The following is a 13,988-nucleotide window of genomic DNA, read 5'->3' as shown; positions in this document are numbered from 1 at the left end:
ATGCCGCGCCTGATCAAGCAAGTTGCATTCTATGCTCTGGTCGCATTCATTGTGCTGCAGTCGGTTTTCCCTTTTTACTACGCCGCCCTGACATCGATGAAGTCCGGCACGGCCCTGTTCCGGGTGAACTATCTGCCGGTTGATTTCAATCTCTCCAACTACATGGCTGTTCTTGGCAACGGGACCTTTCCGAGAAACATCCTGAATTCCGTCTTCGTAGCCACGGTCGTCGTTCTGATTTCGCTTCTTTTGGCAGTCACTGCGGCATATGCGTTGGCCCGCATTCAGTTCCGGGGCCGCGGATTGCTGCTTCTGACGATCCTGTCGGTATCGATGTTCCCGCAAATCGCAGTGCTGGCGGGGCTGTTTGAAGTCATTCGCGCGATCGGCCTTTATAATTCACTCTGGTCGCTCGTCCTTGCCTATATGATCTTTACCCTGCCGTTTACGGTTTGGGTCCTGACCACATTCATGCGCGACCTGCCCGTCGAAATCGAGGAAGCGGCGATCGTTGACGGCGCTTCTCCGTGGACGATCGTGACGCGAGTGTTCCTGCCGCTGATGTGGCCGGCACTGGTCACGACCGGGCTGCTTGCCTTCATTCACGCGTGGAACGAGTTCCTGTTCGCGCTCACTTTTATTTCCAACGATGACCTCAGAACCGTTCCGGTGGCAATCGCGCTCCTGTCCGGCGCCACCGAGTTCGAGGTTCCGTGGGGCAACATCATGGCCGCCTCGGTGATTGTCACGGTTCCGCTGATCGGGCTGGTTCTCATTTTCCAACGAAAGATCATCTCTGGTCTGACTGCCGGAGGTGTCAAAGGATGACTTTTATTATGCCTTCCAAAGATATGAAGAATGGCTTCGCCTCTATCTCCAGCGATGAAAACTGGTGGCGCGGCGCCGTCATCTATCAGATCTATCCCCGGTCTTTTCAGGATAGCAATGGCGACGGCATTGGGGACCTCGCCGGAATAACCGCCCGGCTGGGCTATGTTGCGACGCTTGGCGTTGACGCGATCTGGCTTTCGCCCTTTTTCGCCTCGCCACAAAAGGACTTCGGATATGACATTTCGGATTATTGCGATGTCGACCCGATGTTTGGCTCTCTTGACGATTTTGATGCCTTGATTGCCGAGGCGCATCGTCTCGGTCTTCGGGTCATGATTGACCAGGTTCTAAGCCACGCTTCGAGCCAGCATCCGTGGTTCATCGAAAGCCGGTCAAGCCGAACCAACCCAAAGGCGGACTGGTTCGTCTGGGCTGACATGCAGCCTGACGGCTCACCCCCGAATAACTGGCTTTCGGTCTTTGGCGGTTCATCCTGGCAATGGGACAGCACGCGTCGACAATACTACCTTCATAACTTCCTGGCTGAACAACCGGATGTTAATTTGCTCAATCCGGAAGCGCAGGACGCTATTCTGGATACGGTACGCTTCTGGCTGGAACGCGGCGTCGATGGTTTCCGGCTCGATACGACGAACTTTTACTGTCACGACGCACGCCTTCGTTCCAATCCGCCGGCAGACTTTGTCGAGAAGTCCAAAGAGATCGAGCCGTATCACTACCAGAACCATCTGTTTGACAAGAATCGCCCCGAAACAGTGGATTTCTTGCGCCGTTTCCGGGCTTTGCTGAACGAATATCCGGGCTCTGCAAGCGTCGGCGAGATCGGCTATGGTCCTCAGTCGCTTGACCTGATGGCCGAATACACGTCGAACAACGACAAGCTCAACATGGCTTACACCTTCGACTTTCTGGGTGACGAGTACGATGCTGACATTTTCCGAAAGCGAATTGCCCGCTTTGAGGAAAAGGCAGCCGGCAGCTGGCCATGCTGGGCTTTCTCCAATCACGATGTTTCGCGACACGTCAGCCGGTGGCATGAACATGCCGATGATGACGGCCAGCTTGCCAAGCTTATGGGTTCGCTCCTGCTTTCGCTTCGCGGATCGGTCTGTTGTTATGAAGGTGAAGAGCTCGGGCTGGCCGAGGCCGAACTGGCCTACGAGGATCTCGTCGATCCCTACGGCATTCGGCTGTGGCCCGAGTTCAAGGGTCGTGACGGTTGCCGTACCCCAATGCCCTGGGACAGCAAAGCGGATCATGCCGGTTTTTCGCCAGCCCGCCCCTGGTTGCCGGTGGATAGCAACCATCTGCCGCTGGCTGTGAACCGTCAGGAAGCCGATCCGACCTCCGTCTTGTCGCATTACAGGGCTTTTCTCGCTTTCCGGCGTGCTCATCCGGCGATGATCAAAGGGGATATCGAACTGCTCCCGGCCAGCGTTGGCGGCGAGCCGATCCTGGCTTTCCGCCGTATGTATGCAGACGAGGAGGTCCTCTGTGTCTTCAATCTGGGGCGCTGGCCGGCGCGATATAAGCCGCCCTTCGATGTGAGCACGTTCAGCGCACTTGAGGTGCCAAGTTTCAGGAACAGCGTGTCAGATGGCGTCATCTCATTGGAAGGCACCAGCGCATTCTTCGGAAAAATCGAGAGGAAATGATCCATGTCCGGTGTAACCCTGTCCAGTGTCAAAAAGAGCTACGGCTCGGTCGAGGTGCTTCACGGCATTGACCTCGACATTCACCCTGGCGAATTCGTCGTTTTCGTTGGACCGTCTGGCTGTGGAAAATCCACGCTTCTCCGCATGATTGCGGGCCTGGAGGAGATTACCGCCGGCACGCTGGAAATTGACGGGCGTGTAGTGAATTCCCTGACCCCGAAAGAACGCGGCATAGCCATGGTTTTCCAGTCCTATGCTCTCTATCCGCATATGACCGTTTACGAAAACATGGCCTTCGGTCTGTCTTTGGGACGCAACACGCTCAAGAGCGAGATCGATCGGCGTGTTCGGGAGGCTGCGGAAATCCTGCAGATTACTCCCTACCTCGACAGAAAGCCCAAGGAACTGTCGGGCGGCCAGCGCCAGCGCGTTGCCATCGGACGCGCCATTACCCGTGACCCGAGGGTTTTTCTCTTCGACGAACCATTGAGTAACCTCGATGCGGCCTTGAGAGTAGCGACGCGCCTCGAAATTGCCCGTCTTGCCGAGCGCATGAGCGATACGACAATGGTTTATGTGACCCATGATCAGGTCGAGGCGATGACGCTGGCCGACCGGATCGTGGTCCTCAATCAGGGCATGATCGAACAGTTCGGGACACCGATGGAGCTTTATCGCAATCCGGCAAACCTGTTTGTTGCCAAGTTCATCGGTTCGCCATCCATGAATATTGTTTCCGGCGTTTTTTCTCCGGACGACAACGGCTTCGCGATCGCGTTGGAGGCGGGCGAGCGTATACATATTTCGCGACCTCTGCCGGGAACAGGCGGTCCGGGGTATATTGGATTAAGACCTGAAGACACGACACTGGTGGCGAAAGAAGGCGCATTGTTTGCCGGCAAGGTGATGATGACAGAACCTTTGGGGGAGGTCACGCTTGCCTATGTTGACATCGGTCGGGAGGAAACGCCCTTTGTGGTCAAACTTCCTGGTGAACCAAACATCAAGCGCGGAGACTTCGTCTTTCTCGGCGCAGAAGAAGACTGCCTTCATCTGTTCGATGCCGACGGGCGCCGCGTCAAAGAAATGGCTGTCTGATCGCCGTTTTGGAGGTGCCCATTTCTTTCAGATGGTATTCCGTTGTTCGGACTTCACGGCCGGGGCGCAGCACTAGCGCTGAGCGGTCATGAGAGCTCTCGGTCGGTTTCTACAAAATCTCGACGGGGCTCACAGCCGTTCGCTTGATTGTTTATGGGGCGCAAAATGGGTAACATTATGTGTATCATTAAATGACTCAGTTGGAAAAAATAAAATAAAAACAATGATGCTATGGGTGCTATCAATCCGGCAAGGGGCACCAATAATCCAAACAGAACTCTGATTGCCTCAAAGGCACGGCGCCCGTGGCGGTGTGCTGTGTTGATGTATTCCACCTACAATAGTTCTCCGATCCCGGCTTCGTTTCCGACAGCGCCTCGCAAGATCCAAGGCGCTGATGGATTACGATTACGTCGAAATCGGCATTTGCCTCGAAGCAATAGAAGTGCGTGTTCCGGCAACCTTCACATCCTGTGCTCTTAAGTTTATCTTTTATCAGATTTACTGGATAGAACTAGATAGCGCCGCCGCGGCCGTCATAGGGGGAGCAATTTGCCTGGAGGGACGAGAACCGAGCCAGAGGGTGCGGGAACAATCCCACACGATTTTTTTTCGAGCGCCGATTACAGCCAGTGGCGGGAGGCAATGAGCCAGCTCTATGTGCCTGCGCTCGATGACCCGTCCCGTGATCCTTTCCGGGTCGAAGTGGACAGTTTTCTCCTCGGTGCCGGAACGTTGGGGCGTTGTGTGAGCGTGCAGCAGGCCTTTTCGCGCAGCCGGGCTCAGATCGGCCTGGATGGCATCGACAATTACATGATCCAGATCTTCCGCAAAGGGCGCTGCCATGCCCGCGCGCCCGGCGGCGATACCATCCTTGATGCCGGAGATATCTGCATTTTCGACAATGCCGAGCCTCTCGACACCGTCAACGAGGATTTCGACCTCATGGCCCTTGCCGTCCCACGCGACCGGCTTGCTCCATTGTTGCATGATCCCGAGGGGCTCCATTATCGGTGCATCGGTCGCAACACGCCACTCGCGCGTCTGTTTCGCTCACACATTCTCGACGTCTACCGAATGGCGCCCAGGATGCGGGTTGAGGAGGGACCGGAGGTTTTCTCGGCGCTGCTCCAATTCCTGGCCGCCGTCATCAATAGCGGCAGGGACCAGACATGCGAGCAGAAGGCATTGCTGCGGCAAAGCGTGCTTCAGGAGGTGCGCCGGCACATCGATACCAACCTTGAGAGCGATAGTCTGACGGTTGAGGACATCGCCTCCCGCTTCGGTATTTCGCGAACCGGGCTCTATCGCCATTTCGAACCCTATGGGGGCGTCGCTGCCTTCGTGCGTCAACGGCGGCTGGCTGCGGCCTATCAGAAACTCACCGATCCGCGGTCGGAGCCGCTTAACAACAATGTCATCGCCGCTTCCGTGGGGTTCCAGTCCGAAAGCGCCTTTATCCGGGCGTTCCGCCGTCGGTATGGCATGACACCGGGCGATGCCAGGCGGCAACGTCATGCGATCGCGCTTCCCGACCCATCGGGCGCCTCGTCCCGATATACCTGGTCTGAATGGTTCGCGGGCCTCTGACGAAGACCGTCTGCCATCATCGTCAAGCCGGTTCGGTACGTTCGGCACATGATTGGGGACGTGCGGGCGATACAGGGCTTATTTCTTCCGCTACTCAGACGAACGCTCCTTCCGGGCGATCCGGTTCATCGCTTTTTGGAAAACATTGCCTCAGGAGCGGGCGATATGAGTTGCCAGGTTTCCGGTAGCGGTGCGCTTGGCGTTCCTGATTGGAGGCGGAATTGCATTGTGAAACTTCGTGCAGGCTGGATGGTGCTACCGCGGTCTATGGTCGCTACTTTGCATCAGGGGTAAGCGTTTACCGTCTCAAAGTCGTCCAGATGGTCCGGCTCACCCGAAAAACACGGCTTATGTCCTCGTCTTGCTCTTCATCGGCAGCGGAGACAAAGGTCGCCTCGGTTCCGTCTTTTCCGCTCTAAAGACAATGCCCTTCAATACCAAACTTCAATCATCACGATCCGAGACATCCAATCGGAAAGCGCTGCGAATATTCACTTGCAGGTGCGGGCACAAGCTCCGTCTTGGGGTCTCTTTATGCCGACGTTGTTATCAAATAACGCCTGTTTATAATCGGCGATGGTTTATCGCTATTGCGTTGTTTTTATTTTTTCTCTTTTTTCTTTTTTTATTACTTTCGTCACTTTAGTCTTCGATCATCCAGAAATTTTGAAGAAGCACTTTTTATTACCTATTCCTAAGGGAACCTATGAGAGGTAGGTTCTTCAAGCTCCGGACCAAATCCGGCCAAAAGGGGTGCGCAAAAGGGTTGCCTCTTTGGACGCATGGCGGTGACCTGCATGAGGGCTTAGCCCCGGTGGAGGTCGCGGCCATGCGTGGCTTCCTAAAAGAGAGGCTTCGGGTCGGCTCAGGGCTCTGCGGGCCACAGCGATACTCCAGCTTCGGTGCACAGGTCTTCCCTTCACGGACAAGGAGCCGAATAACGGCTCTCAAAACGCCGGAGACTTTAACCGGCTGACATTGCAGCTCCGCTTCATCGGCCCTGAGGCGGCCACATCCCCTCGTTTTTTGCACTGCAGAAACAACGGGCGTCAAATGGCTAAAGATTAAATTTAATTTTCCATTCTAGGTGCGTTGCGGCGAACCGTTTTCTTGGAACGGGCGATCAGGTTTTCTAGATTTCGCCACAGTTCGAAACACGAGAAAATGGTTTCCCCTATGAAAAAAACACTTTTCGCCGCGCTTGGCGCCGCTCTCCTCCTGACCGCCGGTGCGCCTGCAAAGGCCGAGGAACAGGTGGAAATTCTCAACGTGTCCTATGACATCGCGCGCGAGCTCTACGCGACGATCAACCCGGCTTTCGCTGAATACTGGAAGAACGAAAGCGGGCAGGACGTCACCATCAAGCAGTCCCATGCCGGTTCCTCCAAGCAGGCCCGCGCCATTCTGCAGGGACTGAAGGCCGATCTGGTGACCTTCAACCAGGTGCTCGACGTGCAGATCCTCGCCGACAACGGTTTTGTCGCCGAGGACTGGCAGCAGGCGCTGCCGAACAATGCATCGCCCTATTACTCGCTGCCGGCCTTCCTGGTGCGCGAGGGCAATCCGAAGGATATCAAGGACTGGGATGATCTTGCCCGTGACGATGTCCAGCTCGTCTTCCCCAATCCGAAGACCTCCGGCAACGCCCGCTACACCTATCTGGCGGCCTATGCCTATGCGCTCGACAAGTTCGGCGGCGATGACGCCAAGGCGCGGGAATTCGTCGGCGATATTCTCGGCAATGTTGCCGTCTTCGATACCGGCGGCCGCGGCGCGACCACGACCTTTGTCGAACGCGAGATCGGCGATGTGCTGATCACCTTCGAGGCTGAAGTCGAAAACATCCGCGCCCAGTATGGCGAAGATGAATACCAGCGCGTTGTGCCTTCGATCTCGCTCCTGGCCGAATTCCCGGTCGCCGTCGTCGAGAAGGTTGCCGAACAGCGTGGCACGCTTGATGTTTCCAAGGCCTATCTGGAATTCCTCTATACCAAGGAAGGCCAGGAAATCGTCGCCTCCTTCAACAACCGCGTTCACAACCCGGAAGTGAAGGCCGAATATGCCGACAAGTTCCCGGAGGTGAAGCTGGTGACCGTTGAGGAGATCTTCGGCGGCTGGGGCGAAGCCAACGAAACCCACTTCAGCGATGGCGGCGTGCTCGACCAGATCCAGTCCGGCAACTGAGCCACATCCTTTGACAATCCGGGGCTCGCGCTTGTGTGCGGGCCTCTTGCCTTTCCGCCACCGATGTGGTGCATCCTTCCACCACATCAATCAGGGCCATCATGTCGATTACCGTTCCACAAGCCAGCCGATCACGACGGGCCTCCGGCCGTGTTATCCCCGGTTTCGGGCTGACGCTTGGCGTCACGCTGCTGTTTACCTGCCTGATCATCCTCTTGCCGCTGAGCGCCCTTTTCTTTCAACTCGGGCAACTCGGGTTTGGCGATTACTGGCGCATCATCTCGTCGGACCGCACGCTGGCAGCTTTCCGGGTGACCATTTCGGCGGCGTTGATGGCGACGGTTTTCAATGCCTGTTTCGGCCTGCTGCTCGCCTGGGTCATCGTGCGTTACAAATTTCCCGGCAAGCGACTGCTCGATGCACTGATCGACCTGCCGTTTGCGCTGCCGACCGCCGTTGCCGGCATCGCGCTTGTGGCCCTTTACGACCGCAATGGCTGGATGGGCATGCTGCTGGCGGAGATGAACATCAAGGTCGCCTATACCTGGTGGGGCATCGCGATCGCCATGACCTTCACCTCCGTACCCTTCGGCGTCAGAACCGTGCAGCCGGTCATGGAAAGCCTCCGAACGGATCTCGAGGAAGCGGCGCAGACACTGGGCGCGCGCGACATTCAGGTGTTCCGCCACATCATCTTTCCGCAGCTCTGGCCAAGCTTCATCATGGGCGCTTCGCTCGCCTTCGCCCGTTCGCTCGGTGAATTCGGCGCGGTGATCTTCATTGCCGGCAACATGCCCTACAAGACCGAGATCGCCTCGCTTTTGATCATGATCCGCCTCGATGAATATGATTTTCCCGCCGCAAGCGCGATTGCCGGAACGCTGCTGCTGCTGGCGCTGGTCGTGTTGATTGCGGCCAATATCGCCACCGGTCGCGCCGGACGTCACCTGAAGAGGGGAGGCTGAGCCATGGCGGAAAACACCATGCATCCGCAGGTTCGCGCCCTGGTGCGCCGCCGCCGTGCACGCCGTTTCGTTCTGGTCATCATCGCCGTCGCCTTCGCGGCTCTGGTGATGGGCCTGCCGAGCCTTGCGATCTTCGTGCGCGCTTTCTCTGCCGGGATCGGCGCTTACGCTGCCAGCATCAACGAGCCGGAAACGCTGCATGCGATCACGCTGACGGTGATCACGGCGCTGATCGCACTGCCGGTCAACATCGTCTTCGGCATTTGTGCGGCCTGGGCGGTCACCCGCTTTCGTTTTCCGGGCCGCCGCGCGCTGGTCACCATCATCGAACTGCCGTTTTCGATCTCGCCGATCGTCGCCGGTCTTTGCTATCTGCTCGTTTATGGCTCGACCGGGCTCGTCGGCGGGTTTCTCGACCAGTGGAACATCCAGCTGATGTTCAATCTGACCGGTATCGTTCTGGTCTCGCTGTTCGTCACCTGCCCCTTCGTCGCGCGCGAGCTGATCCCGCTGATGGAGATTAGCGGGCGCGACCAGGAAGAGGCTGCGCTCACGCTCGGCGCCAATGGCTGGCAGACCTTCTTCTATGTGACGCTGCCCAATATCCGCTGGGCGCTGCTTTATGGCGCAGTTCTGGCGAACGCCCGCGTCATCGGCGAATTCGGCGCCGTCAGCGTCGTCTCCGGCAATATCCGCGGGGAAACGATGACGCTGCCGCTGCAGGTCCAGCTTCTCTATGATGATTACAACGTGACCGGCGCCTTCGCCGCCGCCACCATCCTTGCCGTGATCGCCGTTCTCACGCTGATCCTGCGATCGGTGATCGAGGCGCGGCATCCGAATGTGCACTGAGTTCAACCGGGAGACCGATCATGGGTCTTGAGATCGAAAATGTATCGAAATCCTATGGCAGCAATCTGGTGCTGGATGCCGTCAATCTCGACGTGGCGCCGGGCGAGTTTGTTGCGCTCCTGGGCCCGTCCGGCTCCGGCAAGACCACGCTTTTGCGGATCATCGCCGGCTTGCAGTTTGCAGACAGCGGCAGGCTATTGATGGAGGGCGAGGACATTACCGGGCTTGAGGCGCGGCTGCGCCGCTTCGGCATGGTGTTCCAGAGCTATGCGTTGTTCGAGCATATGAGCGTTGCCGCCAACACCGCCTTCGGACTGAAGATGCGTCCGCGCGGGAACAGGCCCTCGCGCGGCGAGATCGGCGAACGGGTGAAGACCCTGCTCGACATGGCCGAGATCGGCCATCTGGCAGACCGCTATCCCTCGCAGCTTTCCGGCGGTCAGCGCCAGCGTGTGGCGCTTGCACGCGCGCTGGCCATCGAGCCGCGCCTGCTTCTGCTGGACGAGCCGTTTTCCGCGCTTGATACCAAGATCCGCAAGGGGCTTCGCACCGCGCTGCGCGACCTGCAGAAGCGGGTCGGCATTTCCGCCATTCTGGTCACCCACGACCAGGAAGAGGCCTTCGAGATTGCCGACCGCATCGCCGTCATGTCGGATGGGCGGATCGAACAGTTCGGCACGGCCGATGAGTTGCTGCGCACGCCGGCGAGCCCCTTCGTTGCGGAGTTTCTGGAAGGCATGGCGAATTACGAAAACCAGGGCGCCGGAATCTGACCGGCCTTCGCGCTCCCTCAAAGCCCCAGTTCGTGCCACATCCGGTCGACGCTGTCCTTCACCGTATCCGGCATAGTCAGCACCTCGCCCCATTCGCGGTCGGTCTCCGGGCCGATCTTGTTGGTCGCATCCAGCCCGAGCTTGCCGCCGAGCCCCGGCTTGGGAGAGGCGAAGTCGAGATAGTCGACCGGCGTGCTCTCAAGGATGAGCGTATCCCGCGAGGCATCGAAACGCGTCGCGAGCGCCCACATCACATCGTCCCAGCGTCTGACATTGATATCGGGGTCGACGATGATGATCAGCTTGGTCATGTTGAACTGCGACAGCATCGACCAGAGCCCCATCATCACCCGGCGCGCCTGGCCGGGATAGCGCTTGTCGATCGAGGCGACGATGGCGCGGTAGGAACAGGCCTCCGGCGGCAGGTAGATGTCGGTGATCTCGGGAAACTGCTGCTTGACCAGCGGAATGAACAGCTCCGTCATGGCCTCGCCGAGCACGGAGGGTTCGTCCGGCGGACGTCCGGTATAGGTCGACAGGTAGACCGGCCTTTTTCGCATGGTGATCGCTGTGATCGTGACCACCGGGAAGCGTTCGACGGCGTTGAAATAGCCGGTGTGGTCGCCGTATGGCCCCTCATCGGCCTCCTCGGTCACTGAGACCGTGCCCTCCAGCACGATTTCCGCATTGGCGGGTACGGAAAGTGGCTGGGTGAGGGCAGGGGCGATGCGGGTCTTGCGACCTCTGAGCACGCCGGCGAAATCGAGCTCGCTCATATCCTCCGGCAGCGGCATGACGGCGGACAGGATCGTGGCCGGATCCGCGCCGATGGCAATCGCCACCGGCATGTCCTTGCCGGCTTTTTTCCACGAACGGAAATGTTTTGCCCCGCCGCGCTGCTCGAGCCAGCGCATGATCAGCCGGTTCTGTCCGAGCACCTGCATGCGGTAGACGCCGACATTGACGGGACCGGAGCCCCCGCATTCACGGGTGATCACCAGCGGCCAGGTGACAAGCGGCGCCGGCTCACCCGGCCAGCACCACTGGATCGGCAGACGGCCAAGATCAATATCCTCGCCGCGCCAGACAATCTCCTGGCAGGGCGGCCGGTGTTCTTCCTTCACGCCAAGCGAAAGCGCCGAGCGCAAAAGCGGAAGGCTTCCCATTGCATCCTTCAGGCTTGCCGGCGGATGGGGGGATTTCAGCTCGCTCAGAAGCGTGGCCAGTTCGCCGATTCCGCCTTCGGCCAGACCGAACCCCCATTCGATCCGCTCGCGCGTTCCGAAGAGGTTGGTGACGAGCGGGATCGCGCTGATTCTTCCGTTATCGTCCACCGGCTTTTCGAACATCAGCGCCGGGCCGCGCTGTGCAAGCACCCGCCTGTGGATTTCCGTGATCTCGTGTTTCAGCGCGACCGGCCTTGAAATCCGCTTCAGCCGGCCACGGCGTTCGAGTGTTTCAAGGAAGTCCTGGAGCCCGTCATAACGGTGCGGCGGCGTGTCTTTTTTCATGTTGTTTCATTGACGTTCGCAAAAGCTCGGGTCTTTGCGCTAGCTCAAATCGGAGCGGCCACACTGCCGATAGTTTGCAGCCATCACGGCTTAACAAAAGGCAGAACTGATGAGACTTCCGCCAGCACTCGCGATACCCTTTGATCTTGTGCCGGTTCCGATTGCCGAGCGCACCGCCAACATGCTGCTGCAGCGGCTGGTCCGCCGCCACCCCGGCCTGTTTGAACGTCTGGGCGAACACAGGTCCAAACGCTATGCGTTTCGCCCGATCGATCTGCCTTTCGTCTTCGTTGTATCCCCGGCTGACGAAGAGGTCACCGTGCTGCGCGGCGATGCGGCAGATGGCGCAGATGCGTCCGTCGAAGGCCCGTTCTTCATGCTGCTGGCTCTGATGGAAGGCCGGCTGGACGGCGATGCGCTGTTCTTCTCGCGCGATCTGGCGATCTCGGGCGACATGGAAGCCATGCTGGCGCTGAGAAACGCGCTTGATGATTGCGAGATCGACCTGCCGACCGATCTTTCGACGCTTGCCGGTCCCTTTGCCCCGGTCGTTGCCCGTACGGCGGCGCGCATTCGCGGCAAGGTCCTGTTCGAGGAGCCGCGTTCATGGAGCTGATCTGCCCCGCCGGCACCCCGTCCGCCTTTCGCGCCGCCGTCGACGCCGGCGCGGACGCTGTCTATTGCGGTTTCCGCGACGAGACCAATGCCCGCAATTTTCCGGGCCTGAATTTTTCGCGTGACGAACTGGGCGAGGCGATCGCCTACGCCCACCGCCACGGCGCCAAGGTTCTGGTCGCGCTCAACACCTTCATGCGCGCTGGAGCGGAAGAGGTCTGGTATGAAGGCGCGCGCGATGCCTCGCGGCTTGGCGCCGACGCCCTGATCCTGGCCGATATGGGGCTGATGGCCTATGTGGCGGAAAACCTGCCGGAGCAGCGCCTTCATGTCTCGGTTCAGGCCTCGGCCTCCAATGCGGATGCGATCAGTTTTCTGGTCGATGCCTTCGGTGCGAAGCGCGTGGTCCTGCCGCGCACGCTGACGATTGCCGACATCGCCAGGATTTCCAAGGCCGTGAAATGCGAGATCGAGGTCTTCGTCTTCGGCGGGCTCTGCGTGATGGCCGAGGGGCGCTGTGCGCTGTCTTCCTATGCGACCGGCAAGTCGCCGAACATGAACGGCGTCTGTTCGCCTGCAAGCCATGTGCGCTATCGCCGCGAAGGAAATGAGATGGTTTCTGAGCTTGGCGGCTACACGATCAACCGCTTCGGCCAGGGCGAGCCCGCCGGCTATCCGACGCTCTGCAAGGGCCGGTTCGATGTCGGCGAGGCCTGCGGCTATGCCTTCGAGGATCCGGTGTCGCTCGATGTGATGAGCGAGATCGATGCGCTTCGCGCGGCGGGCGTTTCGGCGTTGAAGATCGAGGGTCGCCAGCGCGGCAAGGCCTATGTGGCCGAGGTCGTTTCGACGCTCAAGGCCGCGCTCGATGCCGAGCCGGAACGCCGGGCGTCGCTGCTCGCCGGGCTGCGCGGCCTGTCGGAAGGCCAGAAGACGACGTCTGGCGCCTATGAAAAGAAGTGGCGATAAGGAGGAGATCGCATGACCAGCACGCAACTCACGCTCGGCCCGGTCTATTATCTCTGGGACGGACCGAAATGGCGCGACTTCTATTTCCGCATCGCCGATGAAGCGCCCGTTTCGCGCGTCATCGTCGGTGAGACGGTCTGTTCCAAGCGTCAGCATTTCATCGATCCGCATATGGACGAAGTGATCGAACGGCTGGAGGCCGCCGGCAAGGAAGTGGTGATCTCCACCTATGCGCTGGTGACGCTGATGCGCGAGACGAAGAAGTTGCGCGCAATCGCCGAAGAGACCGACCGGCTGATCGAGGTGAACGATCTCTCCGCCTTCATGTATCTCGACAGCAGGCCGCATACGGTCGGCCCGCTCGTCAATGTCTATAACGCGGCAACGGCAAGGCTCTTGAAGACGCGGGGCGCGACCGCGCTCTGCCTGCCGCCCGAACTGCCGATGAACTCGGTTGCGGCAATTGCCGGAGACGAACCTGGGGTCGAGCTTGAGGTCTTCGCCTTCGGTCGCGTTCCGCTGGCGATTTCGGCGCGTTGCGCCCATGCGCGCTCGAAGGGCAAGATCAAGGACAATTGCATGTTCGTCTGTGCGGAGGAGCCGGACGGTCTCGATGTGCGTACGCTTGATCGCCAGCCGTTCCTCAGCCTTAACGGCGTTCAGACCATGTCGCACACCTGCCAGTCGCTCATCGGCGAGCTGGACGAATTGAGGCGCGCGGGCATCAATCGCTTCCGTCTGTCGCCGCAGGATTGTGACATGGTGGCGGTGGCCGAGGTCTATCGCGCCGTCCTTGACGGCACGCTGGATGCCAAAGCGGCAAGGGCGCGGTTGAGCGCGATCTATCCCGACGTTCCGCTCTCCAACGGGTTTCTCTACGGGCGCGAAGGGGCGGCTATGGTGGCTGCGGCAGCGGACGCCTGA

Annotated in this window: 12 protein-coding genes; 11 read left to right on the top strand and 1 reads right to left on the bottom strand. The window is 59.3% G+C overall.

Features of this window, described 5'->3' with window-relative positions; genetic code table 11:
- The 8 genes from GGR30_RS18670 (at nucleotide 1) to GGR30_RS18635 (ending at nucleotide 9,969) form a co-directional block, all read left to right on the top strand.
- On the top strand, nucleotides 1-828 hold the full coding sequence (locus GGR30_RS18670; protein WP_183489538.1) for a carbohydrate ABC transporter permease: 828 nt from the start codon (nucleotides 1-3) through the stop codon (nucleotides 826-828).
- Entirely contained in the window at nucleotides 825-2,507 is a 1,683-nt protein-coding gene (locus GGR30_RS18665) for an alpha-glucosidase (protein ID WP_425488366.1), read from the top strand. The genes GGR30_RS18670 and GGR30_RS18665 overlap by 4 nt, the downstream gene beginning before the upstream one ends.
- 3 nt (nucleotides 2,508-2,510) lie before the next feature.
- Complete coding sequence (locus GGR30_RS18660) at nucleotides 2,511-3,605, top strand: ABC transporter ATP-binding protein (RefSeq protein WP_183489535.1); 1,095 nt, start codon at nucleotides 2,511-2,513, stop codon at nucleotides 3,603-3,605.
- Nucleotides 3,606-4,250: 645 nt separating this feature from the next.
- Nucleotides 4,251-5,195, top strand: coding sequence for a helix-turn-helix domain-containing protein (locus GGR30_RS18655; RefSeq protein ID WP_183489532.1), 945 nt, complete (start codon nucleotides 4,251-4,253; stop codon nucleotides 5,193-5,195).
- A gap of 1,176 nt (nucleotides 5,196-6,371) precedes the next feature.
- Entirely contained in the window at nucleotides 6,372-7,379 is a 1,008-nt protein-coding gene (gene cysP, locus GGR30_RS18650) for a thiosulfate ABC transporter substrate-binding protein CysP (protein WP_183489529.1), read from the top strand.
- A gap of 101 nt (nucleotides 7,380-7,480) precedes the next feature.
- Nucleotides 7,481-8,344 carry a sulfate ABC transporter permease subunit CysT gene (gene cysT, locus GGR30_RS18645; RefSeq protein ID WP_183489526.1) on the top strand — a complete coding sequence of 288 codons (864 nt, stop codon included), beginning with the start codon at nucleotides 7,481-7,483 and terminating at the stop codon, nucleotides 8,342-8,344.
- An 18-nt stretch (nucleotides 8,345-8,362) separates the two neighbouring features.
- On the top strand, nucleotides 8,363-9,196 hold the full coding sequence (gene cysW / locus GGR30_RS18640) for a sulfate ABC transporter permease subunit CysW (protein ID WP_183489616.1): 834 nt from the start codon (nucleotides 8,363-8,365) through the stop codon (nucleotides 9,194-9,196).
- A 20-nt stretch (nucleotides 9,197-9,216) separates the two neighbouring features.
- On the top strand, nucleotides 9,217-9,969 hold the full coding sequence (locus GGR30_RS18635; RefSeq protein WP_183489523.1) for an ABC transporter ATP-binding protein: 753 nt from the start codon (nucleotides 9,217-9,219) through the stop codon (nucleotides 9,967-9,969).
- 17 nt (nucleotides 9,970-9,986) lie between these two features.
- Here the strand turns inward: GGR30_RS18635 and GGR30_RS18630 are convergent, their stop codons facing one another.
- Nucleotides 9,987-11,480, bottom strand: coding sequence for a UbiD family decarboxylase (locus GGR30_RS18630; RefSeq protein ID WP_183489520.1), 1,494 nt, complete (start codon nucleotides 11,478-11,480; stop codon nucleotides 9,987-9,989).
- A 106-nt stretch (nucleotides 11,481-11,586) separates the two neighbouring features.
- Between GGR30_RS18630 and ubiT the strand changes: the two genes are divergently transcribed.
- Genes ubiT through ubiV form a run of 3 tightly spaced genes read left to right on the top strand, consistent with a single transcriptional unit; the run spans nucleotide 11,587 to nucleotide 13,988 of the window.
- Nucleotides 11,587-12,096: a ubiquinone anaerobic biosynthesis accessory factor UbiT gene (gene ubiT / locus GGR30_RS18625; RefSeq protein ID WP_183489613.1), complete on the top strand. Its 510-nt coding sequence runs from the start codon at nucleotides 11,587-11,589 to the stop codon at nucleotides 12,094-12,096.
- Nucleotides 12,087-13,064, top strand: coding sequence for a ubiquinone anaerobic biosynthesis protein UbiU (gene ubiU / locus GGR30_RS18620; RefSeq protein ID WP_183489518.1), 978 nt, complete (start codon nucleotides 12,087-12,089; stop codon nucleotides 13,062-13,064). Before ubiT ends, ubiU begins: the two co-directional genes overlap by 10 nt.
- A 12-nt stretch (nucleotides 13,065-13,076) precedes the next feature.
- The gene (gene ubiV / locus GGR30_RS18615) at nucleotides 13,077-13,988 is read left to right on the top strand and encodes a ubiquinone anaerobic biosynthesis protein UbiV (protein ID WP_183489515.1); all 912 of its coding nucleotides are present in this window, start codon (nucleotides 13,077-13,079) and stop codon (nucleotides 13,986-13,988) included.

This window comes from Martelella radicis, assembly GCF_014196625.1.
Taxonomy (GTDB): domain Bacteria; phylum Pseudomonadota; class Alphaproteobacteria; order Rhizobiales; family Rhizobiaceae; genus Martelella; species Martelella radicis.
The sequence above is the reverse complement of the archived record's forward strand: the minus strand, read 5'-3'. Positions and strand labels throughout refer to the sequence as shown.

Coding starts and splice junctions, on each gene's coding strand:
- GGR30_RS18670 (WP_183489538.1), top strand. CDS start 1: ATGCCGCGCCTGATCAAGCAAGTTGCATTCTATGCTCTGGTCGCATTC.
- GGR30_RS18665 (WP_425488366.1), top strand. CDS start 825: ATGACTTTTATTATGCCTTCCAAAGATATGAAGAATGGCTTCGCCTCT.
- GGR30_RS18660 (WP_183489535.1), top strand. CDS start 2,511: ATGTCCGGTGTAACCCTGTCCAGTGTCAAAAAGAGCTACGGCTCGGTC.
- GGR30_RS18655 (WP_183489532.1), top strand. CDS start 4,251: ATGAGCCAGCTCTATGTGCCTGCGCTCGATGACCCGTCCCGTGATCCT.
- cysP (WP_183489529.1), top strand. CDS start 6,372: ATGAAAAAAACACTTTTCGCCGCGCTTGGCGCCGCTCTCCTCCTGACC.
- cysT (WP_183489526.1), top strand. CDS start 7,481: ATGTCGATTACCGTTCCACAAGCCAGCCGATCACGACGGGCCTCCGGC.
- cysW (WP_183489616.1), top strand. CDS start 8,363: ATGCATCCGCAGGTTCGCGCCCTGGTGCGCCGCCGCCGTGCACGCCGT.
- GGR30_RS18635 (WP_183489523.1), top strand. CDS start 9,217: ATGGGTCTTGAGATCGAAAATGTATCGAAATCCTATGGCAGCAATCTG.
- GGR30_RS18630 (WP_183489520.1), bottom strand. CDS start 11,480: ATGAAAAAAGACACGCCGCCGCACCGTTATGACGGGCTCCAGGACTTC.
- ubiU (WP_183489518.1), top strand. CDS start 12,087: ATGGAGCTGATCTGCCCCGCCGGCACCCCGTCCGCCTTTCGCGCCGCC.
- ubiV (WP_183489515.1), top strand. CDS start 13,077: ATGACCAGCACGCAACTCACGCTCGGCCCGGTCTATTATCTCTGGGAC.